The organism is Anabaena subtropica FACHB-260 (assembly GCF_014697105.1).
GTDB lineage: Bacteria > Cyanobacteriota > Cyanobacteriia > Cyanobacteriales > Nostocaceae > Trichormus > Trichormus subtropicus.
Map to the genome: position 1 here is coordinate 14,912 of NZ_JACJRF010000030.1, position 20,403 is coordinate 35,314.

9 protein-coding genes, 1 tRNA gene and 1 pseudogene are annotated in these 20,403 nt (G+C 40.4%); 5 read left to right on the plus strand and 6 right to left on the minus strand.

Annotated elements, in window-relative coordinates:
- Positions 1–22 precede the first annotated feature (22 nt).
- Complete coding sequence (locus H6G18_RS16595; protein WP_190408208.1) at positions 23–1,423, minus strand: acyltransferase domain-containing protein; 1,401 nt, start codon at positions 1,421–1,423, stop codon at positions 23–25.
- A 31-nt stretch (positions 1,424–1,454) separates the two neighbouring features.
- Positions 1,455–6,815, minus strand: a complete 5,361-nt coding sequence (locus tag H6G18_RS16600) for a non-ribosomal peptide synthetase (RefSeq protein WP_190408209.1) — start codon at positions 6,813–6,815, stop codon at positions 1,455–1,457.
- Between the two features lie 983 nt (positions 6,816–7,798).
- On the opposite strand from H6G18_RS16600, the gene H6G18_RS16605 reads away from it, so the two are divergent.
- Together H6G18_RS16605 and H6G18_RS16610 are read left to right on the plus strand one after the other, a co-directional pair.
- Complete coding sequence (locus H6G18_RS16605) at positions 7,799–10,618, plus strand: TonB-dependent siderophore receptor (RefSeq protein WP_190408210.1); 2,820 nt, start codon at positions 7,799–7,801, stop codon at positions 10,616–10,618.
- Positions 10,619–10,726: 108 nt separating this feature from the next.
- A complete protein-coding gene (locus H6G18_RS16610) occupies positions 10,727–11,770 on the plus strand; it encodes an iron-siderophore ABC transporter substrate-binding protein (RefSeq protein ID WP_190408211.1) in 1,044 nt (347 codons plus the stop codon).
- A 32-nt stretch (positions 11,771–11,802) separates the two neighbouring features.
- Here the strand turns inward: H6G18_RS16610 and H6G18_RS16615 are convergent, their stop codons facing one another.
- The 3 genes from H6G18_RS16615 to H6G18_RS16625 all read right to left on the minus strand — a co-directional run bounded on the left by H6G18_RS16615 (position 11,803) and on the right by H6G18_RS16625 (position 16,600).
- Complete coding sequence (locus tag H6G18_RS16615; protein WP_190408212.1) at positions 11,803–13,614, minus strand: ABC transporter ATP-binding protein; 1,812 nt, start codon at positions 13,612–13,614, stop codon at positions 11,803–11,805.
- A 160-nt stretch (positions 13,615–13,774) separates the two neighbouring features.
- Entirely contained in the window at positions 13,775–15,799 is a 2,025-nt protein-coding gene (locus tag H6G18_RS16620; RefSeq protein WP_242040364.1) for an acylase, read from the minus strand.
- A 729-nt stretch (positions 15,800–16,528) separates the two neighbouring features.
- Positions 16,529–16,600 (minus strand) — tRNA-Lys (locus H6G18_RS16625).
- A gap of 175 nt (positions 16,601–16,775) precedes the next feature.
- Between H6G18_RS16625 and H6G18_RS16630 the strand changes: the two genes are divergently transcribed.
- Positions 16,776–16,976, plus strand: a complete 201-nt coding sequence (locus tag H6G18_RS16630) for a hypothetical protein (RefSeq protein ID WP_190408214.1) — start codon at positions 16,776–16,778, stop codon at positions 16,974–16,976.
- On the plus strand, positions 16,973–17,284 hold the full coding sequence (locus H6G18_RS16635; RefSeq protein ID WP_199311722.1) for a hypothetical protein: 312 nt from the start codon (positions 16,973–16,975) through the stop codon (positions 17,282–17,284). The genes H6G18_RS16630 and H6G18_RS16635 overlap by 4 nt, the downstream gene beginning before the upstream one ends.
- 71 nt (positions 17,285–17,355) lie before the next feature.
- Here H6G18_RS16635 and H6G18_RS16640 read toward each other — a convergent pair.
- Positions 17,356–17,652, minus strand: a pseudogene (locus H6G18_RS16640) (MarR family winged helix-turn-helix transcriptional regulator); the annotation flags it as partial.
- 634 nt (positions 17,653–18,286) lie between these two features.
- Here H6G18_RS16640 and H6G18_RS16645 point away from each other — a divergent pair.
- Entirely contained in the window at positions 18,287–20,128 is a 1,842-nt protein-coding gene (locus H6G18_RS16645) for an ankyrin repeat domain-containing protein (RefSeq protein WP_242040359.1), read from the plus strand.
- Positions 20,129–20,403 lie beyond the last annotated feature (275 nt).

Sequence of the window (20,403 nt, forward strand, 5' to 3'; positions counted from 1 at the left end):
TTGTATTAAGGTAGTCTTGTTCTTAAAAAAGATACGCAGGTAAAGGAACAGAATGACGAGGCTCGTGAGCGTAAAATCCTGCCCAATCTATTTGCACTCCTGCTAACCAAAGCCTACCTAATGTTTTCAGTAAGAATGCTAAATCTGGTTTCCTATCGTAGGAATATCTCAGAGAGGGCAAGATAATCTGACTGACTGCTGGATTATTTTCTATACATTGCTGTGTAAAGCTACCTAGAGTCTGTCCAGGGCCTATTTCCAACAAAATTGGATATTGTTGTTTCCATAACTCCTGCATACCGGGAGCAAACAACACAGGTTGACACAGATGCTTAACCCAATAATCGGGATTTGTCGCTGATGCTGCTGTTATCCAAGTTCCTGTGACGTTGGATATATAGGGAATTTTTGGTGCTTGCAGGTTGAATGTTGTCACCAACTTACGTAAGTCAGAACTAGCACCCTCCATCATATGAGAGTGAAAAGCATGAGATGTTTCCAGACGACGACAAGCTAAACCTTTTTTCGTTAACTGTTGTTCTACAACTTCTATCGCATCGGTTTCACCTGCAATTACACCCATAGATGGGCCATTGACCGCAGACAGTGAGAGTTTGTCATTGAGTAGGGGAGAGATTTCTGTTTGCGAAAGTGGAACTGCAAGCATTGCTCCATTAGGCAACTTTTGAATCATCTGCGCTCTAGCAGCAATCAGTTTTAAACCCTCATCTAAAGATAAAACCTCTGCCAAAGTCGCGGCTACGTATTCACCAATGCTATAGCCAATCATTGCTGTAGGACGAATTCCCCAGGATATCAATAGCTGTGCTAAGGCATATTCAATGACAAAAATAGCTGGTTGAGCGAGGTGAGTTTGATTGAGTAAAGATGTTGCAGCTACTATCTTTGTGTCGACTGGTGTATGACCGCGACCTAACATTTTTCGCAAGTCCAGACCTGAAGAATTTTCTTGAGGCGATCGCTGCTCTTTTTTTCCATTAGGATAGATTACATCTCGCAAATCTTGACCGATAAGGGGTTGGAGAAATTCACAACAGTAGTCAACTGAGGCGCGAAACACAGGTTCAACTTGGTAAAGTTCAAGAGCCATGTTGACGTAATGAGTACCAAGTCCAGGAAACATAAAGGCTACAGGACGCTCTGTTGTTTCTTGGATGTTGGTAAGTACTCGTCTGGGATCTTCGAGTGCAACTAGAGCATCTTCTATATCTCGACAAACAACCATCCGCCGATGCTTAAAAGCTTGTTGTTCCCGTTGCAATGTATGAGCAACATCTGCAAGGTTCAAATCACGATGCTGTCTCAAATAATCTGCAAGGTTTACGGTAGCAGTTTTTAGTGCTGAGTCAGTTTGAGCAGAAAGTACTAATAACTGCCAAGGACGAGAAGGGCTAGTAAGCATTTTTGACAAACTCCAAAATTTTCACTTGCTTTTAGTGAGCATTATTTCTTGATTTCTTCATTAATAATTGTTTTGTTCTATTGTTAGCTGCTTTTTGTTTTTCGATGCGTTCACGTATGATTTTTAAGGATAATTTATCCTCTGTTGTTTGATTTAAATATTGCGCCAATGAATAAATAGTTGGGTTCTGAAATAGAGTCACAACTGATATATCTCGCTGCAAAATTGCCCGCAGTTTATGATTAATTTGAAGCATTAGTAACGAATGCCCACCTAAATCAAAAAAGTTATCATGAATACCCACTTTATCAAGATGTAGCACCTCTTGCCAAAGCTTCGCTATCTGCTGTTCCATTTCTGATTGAGGTACTTCATAATTAGTCGTCAATGTTGGACGCAAGCTTTCAGGTACAGGTAAAGCACGACGGTCTAATTTTCCGTTAGGCAACAGTGGTAAGGTGTCTAGGAAGATAAAAACACCAGGTACCATATATTCAGGTAACAGTTCTTTAAGATAGGTTCGCAGTTCATTAATTGTAGGCCTTTGTTCTGATAAACAAACAATATAAGCCACTAATTGCTGATCGCCTTGCTTATCTTCTTGTGCTAAAACTACAACTTCCCGCACTGCTGGATATTTAAGTAAGGTATTTTCAATTTCACCCAACTCAATCCGAAATCCTCTAATCTTAACTTGATAATCGATTCGCCCTAAATACTCTAAATTTCCATCGGCTAAATAACGAGCTAAATCTCCAGTTTTATATAGGCGTGATTCCAGTTTATTACTGAATGGGTTAGATATAAACCGTTCTTTTGTTAACTCTGGTCGGTTTAAATAACCTCTAGCTAAACCAGCACCACCAATATAAATTTCTCCTGGGATACCAATTGGTACTGGTTGCAAATTAGTATCCAGCAGATAAATTTGTGTATTGGCAATGGGACGACCGATAGTTACTTTGTTATCTGCTTTATTTACTTGAGTAAATGTAGAATAGGTCGTGTCTTCAGAAGGGCCATAAAGGTTGAAAACCTTCTGAATATGATGATTTTGATAAATCTGCTGCACAAGTTGATTTTGCAGTGGTTCGCCAGCAAGATTAACTGTCCTGACTGAAGCAGGAATACCATCTACTTGCAGTAATTCTGCAATGATGCTGGGGACTGTATTCACCAAGCTAACCTCAGCAGCCAAAGAGGGCAAATACAAAGCATTTTCTACAAGAATCACCTTACCACCCCAACTTAGGGGAACAAAAAGTTCAAATACTGACAAATCAAAGCAAATAGAGGTTGATGCTAAAACTCCAGCCAGGTCATCATCTGTAAAGACCTCTCTTGACCATGTCAATAAAGCAACACAACTTTGATGTGCGATCGCAACACCTTTTGGTAAACCTGTAGAACCAGAAGTATAGATGACATAAGCTAGGCTATGGGGTTTTACTTCACTAAATAGATTTTCTCTACTCTGTTGGCTAAGTAAGTCTGAATCTCTATCGATACAGACAATATGCAGACTCGATTTAGCAAACAATTCAACTAAATGGCTTTGAGTCAGCAGTACCTTGGCTTGACTGTCTTCTAGCATGAACGCTAAACGTTCTTGAGGGTAAACTGGGTCTAGTGGTACATAAGCCCCGCCAGCTTTGAAAATAGCCAACAAGGCGATCGCCATTTCTAGGCTGCGCTTCATACACACACCGACAATTACTTCTGGCTTTACCCCCAGTTCTTGTAAGTAGTGTGCTAGCTGATTTGCTCGGTCGTTTAACTCGCGGTAGGTTAATTGTTGATGTTCAAAAACAACTGCAACAGCATTTGGTGTTTTCTTTACCTGTGCTTCAAATAACTGATGAATGCACTTATCTTGGGGGTAGTCTGTCTGGGTATCATTCCACTCAAGTAATAACTGTTGTACTTCAGATGGGGTTAGGAGTTGCAAGTCTGCTATACGCTGTTGGGGATCGCTAACTATACTTGCCAATAAAGTCTGCAAGTGTGCCAGCATCCGGGTTACAGTATCTGCATTAAATAAATCCGTGTTGTACTCGCAAGTTGCCATCAACCCTTGTTCGGAATCCTCCATAAACAATGTCAAATCAAACTTAGATGACCCGTTGTAACCTTCCTCATAAGTAACTGATACATCCGATAGGCTTAAATTAGGTTTTGGCACATTCTGAAGAACGAACATCACTTGAAATAGTGGGTTGTAACTCAAGTCTCGATTAGGCTGTAGTTCTTCTACTAACTTGTCAAAAGGTAAGTCTTGATGAACATAAGCTTCTAAAGCTGTTGACTTCACCCGTCCTAACAACTCCTGAAAACTCAGGTCGCCAGAAAGGTCTGTACGTAGGACTAAAATATTGATAAAAAATCCTATTAATGATTCGATTTCTGCTCTATGACGATGGGCAATTGGCGAACCTATTAAAATATCAGTCTGACCTGTATAGCGATAAAGCAAGGTTTTGAAGGCTGTCAGCAAGGTCATAAACAGAGTTACCCCCTGCTGACGACTCAAATTCTTGAGTTCTTTGGTTAGGGTTGGAGAAAGAACTAATTTCGCTTGAGCGCCTGAGAAGGTTTGAACTGGAGAGCGCGGACGATCTGTTGGTAAATTCAGTACAGGTAGTTCACCCTGCAATTTTTGTTTCCAATAGGTCAGTAATGGTTGAATACGTTTAAAATCAAGCCATTTTCGTTGCCAATAGAGAAAATCTCTATACTGAATGGGTAATTCAGGTAGTGGTGTATCTCTTTGGGGAAGCAAGCTACGCGTAGCGTCTTCCAGAGAGAGTTTGGCTGTAGAAAATGATTCATATAGTGCAGCTAGTTCTTTAATCAGAATACCAATAGACCAACCATCTGCAATTATATGATGAACGGTGACCAACAATTGATAACTTTTATCATTTAATTTGATAATTTTAGCGCGCAAAAGCGATTGAGTAGACAAGTCAAATGGCTGCTGTGCGAATTCTATAGCCAAACGTTGTGCTTCTTGAGTGCGTGCGCTATCGGAAAGTGAATGCAAATCTTCAACCGTCAAAGTTAAGGGTACAGCTTGATGGATAACTTGCATTGGTTGTCCATCAACGGCTGTAAAGCTGGTGCGTAATACTTCGTGTCGTCTAATAATCTCGTTCAGACTATCTTGTAAGGCTGTTAGGTTAATGCAACCTTGTAAGTTAATAACTATAGGAATGTTATATGTAGGACTATCGGGAGTCAGCTGATTGATAAACCACAATCCCTGCTGGGTAAAAGAGAGAGGATGTATGGATGTGTTTTTATCTTGTTGGGTAAGGGATATTGACGCTATTGCATCTGTTGTTATTTGAGCCAGTAGCTTGGTGATGAGCTGAAGCGTACTCATTCCTTCAAAGAAGTCGGCTACGGATACTTCTACTTCTAAGTCAACTTCAATCCGGTTTTTCAATTCAAATACTTTTAAAGAATCAAGTCCAAGGGTACTTAATGGTTCTTCAGACTTGATATCATCTGCTGCTATTGAAAGTACTCCTGCCAAGAGTTCAATCAAATAGCTTTCTAAAAGTGGTTGACACTCTTTAGGAGAAAGCGCCAAAAGTTCAGAACGTTGTAGTCGAGTTTCCTTTCTGGCAACATCGCTAATTTTGAGAATGTCACTTTCAACTACATTGAGTTCGCCATCTTGAAATTGAGCGCGAGTTGCACGCCGTTGAATCTTACCACTGGAAGTTTTGGGGATACTACCTGGTTTAATTAAAACCACGGCATAAACTTGTACTTCATGCTCTTCAGTAACCGCTTGGCGAATTGCACTTGCGACTTCTGCTAAATTTGGCTTGGCGCGAAACTCTAATTCTTGTACGATTACTAGCTTTTCTTCGTTGTTAACCTCTACTGTAAATGCTGCACCAGCACCAGAGCGTAAGGATGGATGACTACGTTCTGTGGTTAATTCTATATCTTGTGGGTAGAGGTTGCGACCACGGATAATAATTAAATCTTTGGCTCTACCTGTAATGAAAAGCTCTCCATTGTGCAGAAAACCCAAGTCCCCCGTCCGCAGAAAAGGGCCTTCTTCTGTGTCTGATAGATAAGCATGGAAGGTTTCGGCTGTTTCTTCTGGCCGATTCCAATAACCTTGACCAACACTCGGCCCAGATACCCAGATTTCCCCGATTTCATCAGGTTGACAATTACTTAATTTTTCTGGGTTGGCGATCGCTACCTGCTGTTCTGGTATGATGCGACCACAACTGACAAAATGGTATACATCTTCGTCTTTAGCAGTTGATTCTACTACTCGATTAGATTCTAGTGCAGACTTTTCGACTGTTTTGATCATTGGTGATGTTGCTTTATCAACACCAGAAACCATCAGAGTTGTTTCAGCCATTCCATAACAAGGGTAGAATGCCTCTTTACGGAAGCCACACTCTGCAAAAGCTGCTGCAAAACGCTCTAAAGTATCATGCCTAATCGGTTCAGCACCGTTAAATGCAACACTCCAACTACTCAAATCAAGAGTTTGTTTTTGTTCGGGAGTAATTTTTTGAGTACACAAATCATAGGCAAAGTTCGGCCCACCACTCGTTGTACCTTTGTATTGAGAGATAGCTTGTAACCAACGATAAGGGCGTTGGAGAAAGGAAGTTGGCGGCATGACGATGCAAGGAAAACCTCCATACAAAGGCTGCAAAATTCCCCCAATCAGACCCATATCGTGGTACATCGGCAACCACGTCACAAACTTACTTTCTGGAGAATGCTCCATAAATTGGTAAGTTGTGGCAGCATTATGTAGTAGGTTTTCATGACTAATCATCACACCCTTAGGTATGCCTGTAGAACCAGAGGTGTATTGCAAAAAGGCTAATGTATCTCTATCAATAGTCGGTTCTTGCCAAGCATCTTCTATACCCACTGCAAGATTATCAGTGGCTAGCCAGTCTAAAGATTCTCGGTCGGTCTTTTCTGTCATTAAAGACTGCACTGTAGGCAGGATATCTGTTGTTGTGAGAGCGATCGCTGCTTGTGCATCTTTGGCAATAGCTTTGATTCTCGGTGTATTGCGCTGATTTCGGGGGGGATATGCAGTCACAGCCACAACTCCTGCATACAAACAACCGAAAAAAGCCACTAAAAAATCTAGCCCGGCTGGATAAAGTAATAAGGCTCGTTCTCCAGATAAACCATTAGCTTGTAATTGAGCAGCTATTCGACGCGATCGTTTATCTAATTCTTGATAGGTTAGTGTCCCTTGTTGTGTTTCCCCATCCAGTAAGAAGGTAAAAGCATCTCCATCTGGCTGAGTAGAGCTTCTTAAGCGCAGTACATCGACAAATGTAGAACAGTTGCCCGAAGGTTCAAAGAAGCTATGAAAAACTTTGCTCATTTTCATTTTCACAAGTTAAATGTCACCCTGATATACTGCTCTTTTTTTCTCACTCTGATGAGAACAATAAAGAGCCAATTTCTACCAACACCTATAGAAAATTTCAGTTTGAATATCTACGCATTAATATGAGTTACTACTTTGATAATGCTAAATACTAGTGCGCTACACAAACTTAGTATGCTGTAAAATCTTTCAATCTCAGCATGAATACAGTTAATAATATTACCAGTATTCCTGCGTCTACGCAAATAACTCTACTTTTGTTGCAAACATTTAATTATGGAGGTCTTCATCACACAAATCCTATGCTTACTACTGAAATTATTCACTCAAAACCTTAAGCCTAGTAGTCAACCAAACCAAGTTTTACGAGTCTAGTTAGAAAAGTATGCTTAATTGTTTGACTTAGACCTCGACTTTTCGATGATTAGTTTAGCTAACTACTAACACCGATGACGCTGTATAGAACCTAATATTAGCAATTTACTGGGGTAAACGTTGCTAGTTTATTGAAAGTAATTTTTATTTAGCTCAGCTTACTATAACGAAAACTAGTTGCATTAGCAACAGCCTTATGTATCGGGCTGATTATCAATAAACAATATAATATTAGCAAAACTAATATTATATTGTTTATGTCTTTTGGAAGATGACAAGTGCTTTACTTTACAAAAAATGTCTTATTTACAGCTATCTAAATTTTGCATAAGTCTAGATTAATTTTGTCATATTTGTGAGAAATCCATAACCAAGGACGTTATCTAGGCTTTTTGGAACACTTCTGTGATTAATGTCAAGCAAACACTTGACTATAAGAATACTTGCTGCTTAGTATCCATCTTAATTAAAAGAAATTATTAATTATCTTGTGTCTTGTGTCACTTCATAATACTATCTACAGTTAAATGACAATTCCTTTCAAAAATCCTCATCGTATCTTGCGATACGACCAAGTAGTGTGATTGAGTGTGAGTGGATAAATGAAGCTAGATAAATTTTTGCAAAACCTGCTATTGACAAGTGCGGTTCTTTTTTTTATTGGTACTTCTGCGAGAGGTGAGGAAGTAACAAAGGATGCTCAAGGGGAATCTTTTGCCCAGGCGGGAGGGACATCTACAGATGAGAAGGTTGCAGTTACAGATCGGAAATCGTTAATTGGCAAATCTCCAGACTTAGCTGGACGTAGCAGAAAAACCCGACTCTTTCGGTCTCAAATTGCTAATTTATTGCAAATAGCAAAGTTATATCCAGTAAGTAAGAATATTTCCCAATTGAGTGAAATCGAACGTCCCGCTACTAGCGCTCAAGTGTTAGTACAGTCTTCCACACCAAGCAATTCCCCTAACCCAGAACAAACAAGTGGGGAGCAAATCGTACCAATTACAGGAGTGAAAGCAAATCCAACCGAAAAAGGTGTGGAAGTGATTTTGGAAACTGCTCTTGGGGAGCAATTACAAATTACAAATCGCAGTACGGGTAATAATTTTATTGCAGATATACCAGGGACACAGCTACGATTATCATCGGGTGAGGCTTTTACGTTTCGTTCAGAGAACCCAATTGCGGAAATTACTGAAATAACAGTCACCAATGTTGATGCTAATACTGTCCGGGTGACAGTGGTAGGTGAAGCTGCATTGCCCATTGTTGAATTATTTGATGGGGATGAAGGGCTGATTTTTAGTGTAGCGTCTGCTGCAACAGCGACACAGCCACCACAAGAACCATCAACGCCACAAACACCGCCAGAGGAATCGGCAGCCCCACAAGATGAGCCGATTGAGTTGGTAGTGACAGGAGAACAAGATGGATATCGTGTGCCAGATGCTACGACTGGGACACGAACTGATACTCCTTTACGTGATATTCCTAGCTCCATTCAAATCGTGCCGCGTCAAGTGATTGAGGATCGTGCCGTCACCAATGTGGCAGAGGCACTACAAAACGTCAGTGGTACTAACTCAGAAGTCCTTTTTGGAACTACTGCAATACCTTACTTACGTGGCTTTGATAGTGCTGAATCTTTTTTCAGAAACGGGACATCATTCGGTGGTAATCTCGGCGTTACTCAGTTCAACTTCAGCACAGATAATCTTGAGCGAATAGAGGTACTGAAAGGCCCCGCTTCTGTACTCTTCGGTCAGGGAAGCCCTGGCGGAATTATTAACTTAGTTACAAAAAGACCTTTAAGTGAACCTTACTACAATCTTGGCTTTTCAGCCGGAAGTTTCAGCCAGATCCGCCCTTCCTTTGATTTTTCCGGGCCTCTAAACCCAGAGAGAAGCGTTTTGTATCGATTTATTGGTTCTTATGATAGAGCCAGAAGCTTTGTAGACTTTGCTAATTCCGAACGGTATTTCTTTACCCCCAGTCTAGAGTGGAACATTTCTCAAAATACAAACTTGGCACTGGATTTTGAGTTCATTGATTCCAGTCAGAGTATCATCTGGGGCATTCCACCTATTGGACGAGAAATTGCTAATGTTTCAAGAAGTCGGGCTTTGGTTGAATCAGGCGATTTCGGTGATCCGTTTGGTAAGGCTGAGACTAGACGATACAACTTGGGTGCGACATTCAATCACCAGTTCAATCAAGATTGGGCGCTGCGTAACACGTTTGTTGCTAGATGGAATCAACTGCGTAGGGCAGCCATATATGCGGATGGTGGCTTTGATGAAGCGACAGGAGATATCGAACGGTATCGTTTTACTTCAGATGATTCATCTAGTTCATACTTTAATAATTTAGATGTGACTGGAAAGTTCACAACGGGTTCGATTAATCATAAGTTGTTAATCGGATTTGAGTTTGGGGATGATATCACTAGACGCAGGCTATTTTTGGGTGACAATGATCCATCATTAACGCTGAATATTTTCAATCCTGTATACACTACAGAAAGATTTAGATATAACTCATTCCCTTTCAATGTCAGTCGCAATCAGAGCAATAGAACCTATGGTTTTTACCTTCAGGATCAAATTGACTTCACTGATAAATTCAAGTTGGTATTGGGTGGACGCTACGATATCTACCAGCAAGAAGTTGAGAACTTAATTCGTTCAGTCACTACTGAAAGTGAAACTTCAGAATTTAGTCCCAGAGTTGGATTAGTTTATCAACCGATACAACCTGTTTCTCTTTACGCATCCTTTGTTCAAGGATTTGAACCAAATAGCGCAACACTGGCGGATGGTTCAGTACCACCACCGCTTAGAGCAACTCAATATGAAATCGGTGCTAAGGTCGATTTGGGAAATTTAGCGGCAACTTTAGCATATTTCAACATCACTAGAACGAATATCCCCACAACTGATCCAAATAATCCAGAGTTTGAGATTTTGGCGGGAGAAGTGAAAAGTCGGGGTGTGGAATTAGATGTATCGGGACAAATTTTGCCAGGATGGAACATTATTGCAACCTATGCTTATACAGATGCTTTTGTCAGCGAAGACAATAATATTCCTGTTGGTAATCGGCTGCAATCTACACCGCGTCATTCTGCTAGTTTATGGTCAACTTATCAGATTCAAAGAGGTAACTTACAGGGTGTGGGATTTGGCTTAGGATTTTATTATGTTGGAGAGCGTGAAGGCGATCTAGACAATTCTTTCATTCTTCCGAGCTACTTACGCACTGATGCTTCTATCTTTTATCGCCGGGATAATTTCAAAGCACAGCTAAACTTTCAAAATTTGTTCAACATTGACTATATTCAGGGAACTTCTGGGTATCGTGAAGGTGGAGCTTTCCTTGGTGCGCCATTTTCTGTTGTTGGTTCTGTTTCTTATAGTTTTTAGATGATAACTAACGTTTCTGAGTTTAAACAATTTGTAGTTAAAATCAGAAACGTTTAGTATTGGTTTTGGCGATTGTGATTACTGAAATTACCTAACCGTCATCTATTTATGAAATCCTTTTTTATTGCCCTTATTGTGAAGTCTGTTAACCTTATCAAAACTAATTTTTTGGGCTTACTTATATTGCGACGATACAATTTTCTAGCCATCTTGCTGACAACATTAATTGTTTTGACAGTTGCAGCTTGTAATAGTGAAATAGGACAAAATCAAATAGTTTCACGATTATCGGTAGAAACCCAAATAGTTAACCATGCTTTAGGTGCAGTTAAAATTCCAGTCAAACCGCAACGAGTGGTTGTGTTACATGATATGTTGCTTCTCGATCCTGTGCTGGCGCTGGGTGTGAAGCCGATTGGTGTGACCTCTTGTAGTGCTTGTAAAGAAGAGCGTTTTCGAGGTATACCCAGTAACTTAGTTGCTGACATTCCAGAGGTAGGTGGTATCAGTCAACCTGACATAGAAAAAATTCTGGCTTTAAAGCCAGATTTAATTTTAGGAACGAACTTTCAAAAAAATTATTATCAATTACTTTCGGCGATCGCACCTACAGTCTTGATAGATTATAGAAAACTGTATGACTTTAAAGAAAGACTGCAATATATTGCTCAGGTGCTAGGAAAGGGCGATCGCGCAAAAGAAGTTATTACTAAATATCAGCAACGCATTCAAGAACTACGGCAGCAATTAGGAGAAAAATTAGAGACAAAAACTATATCTGTAATCTACCTTTTAGGGCAAGGACAAGCTTTTTCTGTTTATAGATCAGACTACCTAGCTTATGGTCAAATTATTAGTGATGTAGGTTTACGAGCGATTCAAGAAAATCAAAAAGAAATTGAACAAAAATTAAGTATTGAAGTTTTACCCCAATATGATGCTGATGTTTTATTTATTATGACAGAATTTCTAACAAAAGATTTCATCAGAGCAAATCCTGAGCCTTTGTCTTTCTTAAGAAAACCTATTTGGTCACAACTTAAAGCTGTCCGAAATCAACAAGTATATAGGGTAAATTGGGATGTTGGAGGAACTTTAGGGGCTAATAGAGTCATTGATGATTTATTTAAATACCTCGTCAAAATACCTTAAAAGCCCCACACTTGTCAAAAACGCTCTGGTTTTTATTTCACACCCGATTGCACCCGCCACAAATTAGCATAAATCCCATTCTTATCTAACAATTCCTCATGGGTTCCTGACTCAATCAACTCTCCATATTCCATCACATAAATACAATCAGCATTGCGGATAGTCGAAAGACGATGAGCGATCGCTACTGTCGTCCTATTCACAGTAATCCGTTCTAAGGAGCGCTGAATAGCAGCTTCGGTTTCATTATCCACTGCTGATGTAGCTTCATCTAAAACTAATATGGGCGGATTTTTTAAAACAGCTCTGGCGATCGCAATTCTTTGTCGCTGTCCACCAGATAATTTTTGACCCCGTTCTCCGACTATCGTCTCATAACTTTGAGGGAGTCGCATAATAAAATCATGAGCTTCGGCAATTTTGGCAGCTTCAATTATTTGTTCATCCTTAGCATCAAAAGTACCATAGGCAATATTTTCAGCAACAGTACCATGAAATAAGAATACATCCTGACTTACCAAGCCAATACTGCGACGCAAATCACGTAAATTTAATTTTTGGATATCAATACCATCAATCGTAATAGTTCCAGCAGAAATATCATAAAATCGCAAGAGTAATTTAACTAAAGTGCTTTTACCGGAACCTGTAGAACCAACGATCGCAATAGTTTTACCTTGAGGAATATGTAAGGATAGTTTTTTAATTACTGGTTCTCGATTTTGATAAGCAAAAGTTACTTGCTGAAAGTCAATTTCACCACGAACCTGAGCAATATGTAAAGATATATCCCCCCTAATAATGTTAATGGGAGTATCCAATAAATTCATAACCCGATTGGCAGAAGCCATTGACCTTTGATATTTATCAAATATTTCGCCTAGTGTGACTAAGGGCCACAATAATCTCTGGACTAAAACGAGTAAAACACTGTAATTACCGATGGATATAGTTCCAGCGTATGTTGCCATACCTCCCCAAAATAGTAAGGCGGTGAACCCTACTAAAACTAACATCCTGATTAAGGGAATAAAGGCAGCCGAAAGTTTAATTGCTTTGGTATTACTTTTTCTATATGCTTCGCTTTCTCCTGCCAGTCTAGCACTTTCATATTCTTCAGCAGTGAAACTTTTAATGGTGTTAATGCCACTGAGATTATTTGCTAGTCGTGAGTTCAAAAAACTTACTTTCTCACGCACCTCAGCATAACGAGCTTCTAGACGCTTTTGGTAAGTAAAAGAACCCCAGACAATAAATGGCATTGGCAACATTACTACTAGGGTAATCGAGGGAGGTAAAATCCAGAAAGCACCACCAGTTAAAATGATGAGTGAGGTGCTAATTTGGATGATGTCATTAGCTCCAAAATTCAAAAAATCTTCTAGCTGGTTGATATCATCATTCAGAATTGACATCAAACCACCAGTACTGCTTTCTTCAAAGTAAGCTGAATCTAATTCTTGTACGTGATTGTAAGCATCCAAGCGTAAATCATTCTGAATATCTTGGGCTAGATTTCGCCAAAGTCGATCATAGGCGTACTGAGAAAGTGATTCAAATATCCAAATAATCACAGTCAGAAATGAAAGCAATACAAATTGGGAAACTACATTTTTAATTCCCCACTTTCCAATTACGGAATCTTGCTCCTTGACGAGAATATCTACCGCAGTACCAATCAACCACGGTGGTGCTAAATCCAAGATTGTATTGATGATTGAAAATGATGTTGCTTGCCAAATTTGTTGGCGATATCGGCTGCCATAGTTGAGCAAGCGTTGTAAAGGATGGACTGAATTCTTACGCTTATTAGATACTTGAGGAGATGGAGATGTTATTGTCACGACTTTTTGTTGCTTGTAAAGACTTTAGTAGTGCTGAGTGAGTAAGAACTACTCACTCAATATTCATGCAAAAGCACTGTTTTGGTGATTGATGCAGCGATCGCCGCTTCCCAATCAACACAAGTTTATTGAGAAAAGTGCAGTTTCTGCGAAAATAATCTCAATTTCTAAATACTTTGCGCTCTTGTAAATGGGCTTTGATTTCTTGAGGCGATCGCCAAACCGGACGCAACTCTTGACGAGCGAACATCTGTAATTGCTGTTCGGTATGTGGTGAACCCGGTTGAGATGAATTGCCGTAACTGGTGAGTGCCATTGCTTTTACAGGTTGGGAAAACTCAATCGCAGCTACATAAGAATCTCCAGCAACGGGTTGGAAGCGATCATTTTCTGTAGGAACAAAATAGAGGACACGGAAAATTCCTAAGTTTCCATTACCACCATTTGCAGGTAAATCTGTCTTGCCATACTTAAGCCGGAAAACATCTCCCCAAGGTACATCTAGCCGACTATAAGTTTTTTCCACTGCTGCTGCTGCTGTTGCCAATGCTACTACTGCACTTTGGGGATCGGCTAAACCATCAGGTGTGGTGCGTGGTGATTTCTCACTCCAAGGTTTGCTAAAGGCTGTATCAAAATCTAGTTGTTCTACCCAATTCGCAAAGAGTACTGCACCCCGACTATCTGCATTTGCTTGTCTATCCCATCTTGCCAATACATCAGCTGCTCGCTGGGCTAGTTCATTTCCGTACTTCTTGGCGGCCGGAATCAAATCATCTAGTATCCGGTCAGCCAGTTCCATACGCGTTGAATGCTTATATTTAATCATTTCCTCAAAGGAAATTTTTTCATCTTCAGCCAGCATTCTCACAGAACGTTGCGCCCGAAAATCCATAGAACGCGGTGCCATATAAGGAGGATATTTATCTGCTTTGATGGCTAGAGGAAAGGTGGTAGTCCAAGGTGGGTCATTGGCATTTTGTAACCAGCCACTAGGAGGATCGGTGACGCGCGGTAAATCTTGGTAAGGGTGGGTTTTTGTCCATAAGGTTTTCGATGTGTTGCCAGGAATAATGCCTTGCCAGTATTGAAAATCACCTGTTTGATGCACCGGAACTTGACCGTTGAACAGGTGCATAATGTGTCCTTCTCGGTCGGCATAGATTACCGTAAACATCGGTATTTGTAGGCGCTGGAGTGCTTTTTGAAATTGTGGGAAATTTTGCGATCGCGCCATATCCCACCACTGTTCCAATGCACCTGGTTGGTCAAGTCCGACAACCCGCAGTGCTATTGCTTTATCTGCTTTTTCTGTCACTACTGGCCCGTGAACAGAACTTTTCACCACTAGCGGTTGCTCACGCAATTTACCATCTTCCTGCTTGACTTGCAAAGAGATAGTTTTTGTCTCAAAGGGACGAACTTTGTCATCAAAACGGTAACTATCACCAACTAGGTCAAGTTCATAAGCATCCCATCCATCATGGGTGTTGACGGTATGAGTCCAACCCAAGTTATTATTAAAGGCAATATTTAATACAGGAATACCTACAAGTGATGCTCCATAAGCATCAATTCCTGGTGCAGTAATCTGGGCTTCATACCACAAGAATAAATCTGACCAAGGTAAGTGAGGATTGGCTAACAGCATAGCTTTGCCACTTGCAGAGCGTTTAGGTGCGATCGCCCAACCGTTAGAGCCTGCTTTTGATTCCTCTTGACTAACACCTGCAACTTGTTCAGGATTGACTATAAAAGTGAAATTTAGTAATCGTTGTAAGTGCGCTAGTACATCTTCTCCTTTAACTGGAAGTACAACCTTTACAGCATCATCAATAGCATCAGAATGCTCTTTAGCATAATCATTGATCCCTACGGCAAAAGCATCTAGATACTTGCGAAAAGCAGGACTCTGCATCTGATACCAAGAACTAGCACGACTTGGTACTCCCATTGTCTGTACCCATTTGTCTGATTCTAAATAGTTCTCTCCCCAATATTCGGCGGCGCGTCCCCGTGCTTGACCGTAAAGGCGCAACAGTAAGTTTCCGTGACTTTGCATTTGCGCCCAACCGAATGCTTGGAAAGCACTTTGGGTATCTTTTGCATAGATATGTGGTACTCCATAAGTATCCCAAAGGATCTCAGTACTTTTTGGTGGGGAACTCCAACCTTGATACCCCATAGTTAAAGCCAAGATCAAACCAAGTATTAATGGTAAAACTCGAAATGATTTTCCTCTGACAAGCCTGAGTGTAAAATTCTGCCAACGAGATGGTAAAAGATTGCTAAAAATAGTCAACTGCACCCTCCTCCTCAACATTACGGTTTTAATGAATAAACAATCAAAAAAGTTTTGTTGGTCTTGCAGTCTTTTCTGGCTAGATAGACCATGCTTAGGGTTATAGCAATGCCCTAGCCCCAGAATAATCTGTGGTTTAATAACCAGAAAATAGCTTTTAATCAACTCTTTGTCAGAGTAGCAGTTAACCAGGGATAAATGATAGTAATTCTCAAAAAAAATTTAAATAGCGAACCATTTCAGCTTGGTGATGAGGTATTGCCTAAGGGTAATACTTTAGCCAAAAAGAGAGATTAATCTTTAAGGGTGAAGAGGGAGAGTATAGCCTGGTTTTTACTGGGGGCTAGAAAGAAGGAGAATCTACTTGATTTCCTGTAAGATGCTATGTTGAGAACAAATACCTTAAAGAGCATTCTGGAATAATTATCTAATTTATTCCTCTAGCCCACATCCGCTTAAACTGATATCCTAATTGGATCAGCTTAAATTATCAAAATCAATAATAATAATAATTAGATTGTAAAGTAGAATCCGTGTCTCTATTTCGTTGTCTTGAGGGTAAATTAGATCGAAATGAGAGAAAAATGAGATAGAAATATCATATGTGATAAGTGGGTGACGAGGGATTTGAACCCGCAACCAATAGATTAAGAGTCTACTGCTCTACCGTTGAGCTAGTCACCCACACCATTCATCATACTAACAAAATTATTCACTTCTGCCAAGATTCAACCAAGTGATACAGGAAATCTCTCATTCAGACGCCGGTGGTCATTGTCTAATCTCAACCAGCTAATAACCTGATTTAGGTAGATTTTCCCTCAGTTTTCCCTCAAGTTAACTCTAAAATGAGAGAAAAATGAGAGAAGGCTCAAACCAAGATACAGTAAGCAATTTAGATAATCATTTAATTGGTTATGAACGCTTATTATCTTTATTTAAAAGTATACAAAAGCAGACTCCCAAAGGCGTAGGCTTAAAGCGAGAAGTAAGGGCATCGGCTACCTACGTGGCTCTTCAATTCAAAATAGGTGGTAAAAGAACCTTGCTATTTCCATGATGCAGGTTGGGGCGATCGCGCATCTGTTCGATGGAGTACAAAAAATTGCTTATGCTGCATTGCAAGGGTTACAGGATACTCGTGTGCTGATGCTGCTCAGTTTTCTGTTTTATTGGTGCATTGGTTTAACCAGTGGTTATTGGTTGGCATTTAGATGGAATTTAGGCGGCGTAGGTCTATGGTTGGGGCTAATGATTGCAGTGGCGATAGCGAAGCGCTGCCGCCTACGGCAGATCGCAGCAGTGGTCTTTATTTGGCGCTTTCAAAGGCTAACCTCAAACCAAACTGGAGCTAAACTGTTTAGTTAAAAAGATGAAACTCCTGCCAGACAAGTTGTTGAGAATTTAAGTATGTTTGTCCGGCAACAAAATTCAATTTGTTAGGTTACTTTTTTGAAGACTGGGGTTAACAATGCAGATGTTCCGATTTGCACCTTGTTTAACAACTTAATCAGAGTTTTCTTTTCTTTGATTGTCAGGTTTGCCATTAATCCTGTCGTGCGGCAGAAATGATCGGGCAAGATCTCAGCAACTAACTGCTGTCCTTTTGGGGTCAGATGAATAATTAACCTTCGGCGATCGCTAGGATGTGGTACACGTTTAACTAGTTCTTCCCGCTCAAGCCCATCTAACAGCCCCGTGATAGTCGCACGAGTGACACCAACGCACTCAGCAAATTCTGAAGGCGCAAGCCAATAGAGCGTTTATAAGCCTTACAAAATCCTACCTATATTTCTATCCGTAATGCAGTTATTGTTGGCGGTGCTGTGCAAACTCTGTTACTTGTAGTCATTATCATAATCTCAGTATTGAAACCTTGGGGACGGCGTAAAACATCCATGTAAAAATTCTGAGACGTTATTTTAGTTCTCAAAGCATCTTGCGATCACGAATATTTATAAGTTGGCAACTAAATTATTAAACTAAGAGTCTTATCCATTATGTAATTCGCTTTGCTCTATTAATACTTTGTATGAGTAAAAATATAAAAGCAATTTATATCGCAATGTTGATATTTACTTGGATATTATCAACTTATATTTTATTAGGAAAATTTGCTTACATGGGGTTGCAGACATGAATCGGAATAACCGAAGGTGCAGATGTAAACGTTCCATATAATCACAAATATGGCATCCTGGGATATGCGCCAAAAACTAATATCAAAAATGGAGAGATTGCCACAAGTCGCATTGAATCCTTTATTAATGTCCGATTTGCGTTCTCTATTTTCCTCACAATCGGAGTTTGGGGAATAGCTGCATTAATAATTTATAAATCTTTTATAGGAAATAAGGAAATCACATCATAATGGCGAAGTTTAACTACAAATCATCTCGTTATCTCTTCAAGACAATTTTTCTGATTTCCCTTACTGCTTTGGGAACAATGGTAATGATACCATTTGCTGTTGAATCTGTTGTACCAAAAAAATCTAATTCCATCTCTCCTTTTTGTAAAACTTTATCGGAAAAATTTAGTCCCTTCGGTGCTGCTCCTGATTTATCTGTAGCATTAGGTGAGGCGATCGCCAAAGGAGGTAATCTGAATCAGCCCTGCGATATCTTTGGTGAAAAGTGGCTACCGCTCAACTTTTTACTATCCACAGACGAAGTACTGGCTGAGCGTTTAATCCAAACTGGGGTAAATGTAAATGCCAAGGATGGGAAAGGAGATACTCCCCTACATTATTTAGGAAAATCTGAGAAAAATGCGCGATTACTTCTGAGTAGAGGAGCAAAGGTCAATGTCCGCAACCAAAATGGTAATACCCCACTCCATAATCTTTTTGGACAGAAAACCGCTCCTGTAATCAAATTTTTGATAGATCGGGGTGCTAAGGTTAATGCTAGAAATCAAGAGCAAATGACACCGCTACATTTTGCTGCCAATTCCGGAAAAGCTGATATCACGGAGCTATTAATTAGTCGTGGTGGGGATATAAATGCTCGTAGCACTCAGAACTGGACACCACTACACTACGGAGCATCAAATCTAGAAGTCGCCAAAAAACTAATCCAAGCAGGCGCGGATCTAACTATCCAAAATCGTGAAGGAGCTGTGATTCACTCCAGCAGTTTGGAACCAGCAGTACTAAAACTCCTGCTCGATAGGGGAGTTAATGTTAATTTACGCAATCGTCAGGGGCAAACTCCGCTCCACATTCATCGTTTCCAACCCGCTCTAGTGAAATTGCTATTGGCTCGAAAAGCGCAAGTTAACCTACGAGATGCTCAAGGTAAAACCCCTCTGTATGATGTCAACCTGGAAGTGGCTCGACAACTGGTTGCGGCTAATGCAGATTTAAATGTTCAAGATAATTTAGGAAGAACACCTCTGCACCAAGCAGTATTGGAGGAACAAAGTTTCTTTGGTCCGGAATTGGTAACACTATTTCTCAGTAAAAATGCTAGTGTTGACCTCAAAGATAAGCAAGGGAAGACTGCTTTAGACTTGGCTCGACAACTTAATAAAACCCAAATCATTAATTTGTTAGAGCGACATATCGCAACTAAAAATTCTGCTGGTAGTGGAACAACCACAACCAAAGCCACAGAAAAACTCCAGCAGTTCCTCAATTCTAAAAACTGGAGTGCTGCCGATCAAGAAACCCGCCGTCTCTTATCACCTCAAAAAGACCTCTTTGGACTTAACGCTGCCACCATACCTCTAGATTTAATTCAAGAGATTGATCGAGCTTGGTTAGTCGCTAGTGATGGACGGTTTGGACTAAGTGTCCAAGCAAAGATTTGGCAAAAGGTAATAGCATCTCATTCGAACAATTCCGAAACTGCCGCCAATACCTTTCGCGATCGCGTCGGTTGGAAACTCAAAGTTCCTCGAACCGAAAACGATTTTATCAGCAGCGACTGGCTGAATGAATCCGAACTCAATTATTCACTGCAAGCTCCTGTCGGACACTTACCCTGGGCTGGTGTTTCAGACGCATCTGTACTATCGGTTGCAGTTCCTCCCCCTGGAGAACACTGTGGTAGCTGTACCATCGATGCAATTTTTCTGCGAGATGGGCGATTCTATAAATATCTGCCTCAACTTTTTGCACGGGTTCAAATGGCATTGAACGTTGTTGAGCATGGAAATAAGGGTTTGGGGGGATTAAGTGATCGGAAGCGATGGACTCAACCAAGTTAATGTGAAAGCTATGAAACCATTATTTACTGCATTCGATAATGCTTGGCTGTCATGATTTGTCAATCAAGAGATAAAGGTGGGCGACAAGGGTATCTCAACTTTATCAAGCAGTTTTTTCAATCTCAATGACGCACCCCCATCAGATTCTTAGCGGAAAAATGAAAAAGAGCGATGGCGTAACCGCCCGTCGAAGGCGATGAGCTACGCTCCACCGTAGGTGATCGCTCTTGTAGGTAGGCATCATACTTATTCAATCATCAGATAGAGTCAGAGCG

Excerpts from the sequence above, each read along its gene's own strand:
- H6G18_RS16595 (WP_190408208.1), bottom strand. The coding sequence starts at position 1,423 with ATGCTTACTAGCCCTTCTCGTCCTTGGCAGTTATTAGTACTTTCTGCT.
- H6G18_RS16600 (WP_190408209.1), bottom strand. The coding sequence starts at position 6,815 with ATGAGCAAAGTTTTTCATAGCTTCTTTGAACCTTCGGGCAACTGTTCT.
- H6G18_RS16605 (WP_190408210.1), top strand. The coding sequence starts at position 7,799 with ATGAAGCTAGATAAATTTTTGCAAAACCTGCTATTGACAAGTGCGGTT.
- H6G18_RS16610 (WP_190408211.1), top strand. The coding sequence starts at position 10,727 with ATGAAATCCTTTTTTATTGCCCTTATTGTGAAGTCTGTTAACCTTATC.
- H6G18_RS16620 (WP_242040364.1), bottom strand. The coding sequence starts at position 15,799 with ATGGGGTATCAAGGTTGGAGTTCCCCACCAAAAAGTACTGAGATCCTT.
- H6G18_RS16630 (WP_190408214.1), top strand. The coding sequence starts at position 16,776 with ATGAGAGAAGGCTCAAACCAAGATACAGTAAGCAATTTAGATAATCAT.
- H6G18_RS16635 (WP_199311722.1), top strand. The coding sequence starts at position 16,973 with ATGATGCAGGTTGGGGCGATCGCGCATCTGTTCGATGGAGTACAAAAA.
- H6G18_RS16645 (WP_242040359.1), top strand. The coding sequence starts at position 18,287 with ATGGCGAAGTTTAACTACAAATCATCTCGTTATCTCTTCAAGACAATT.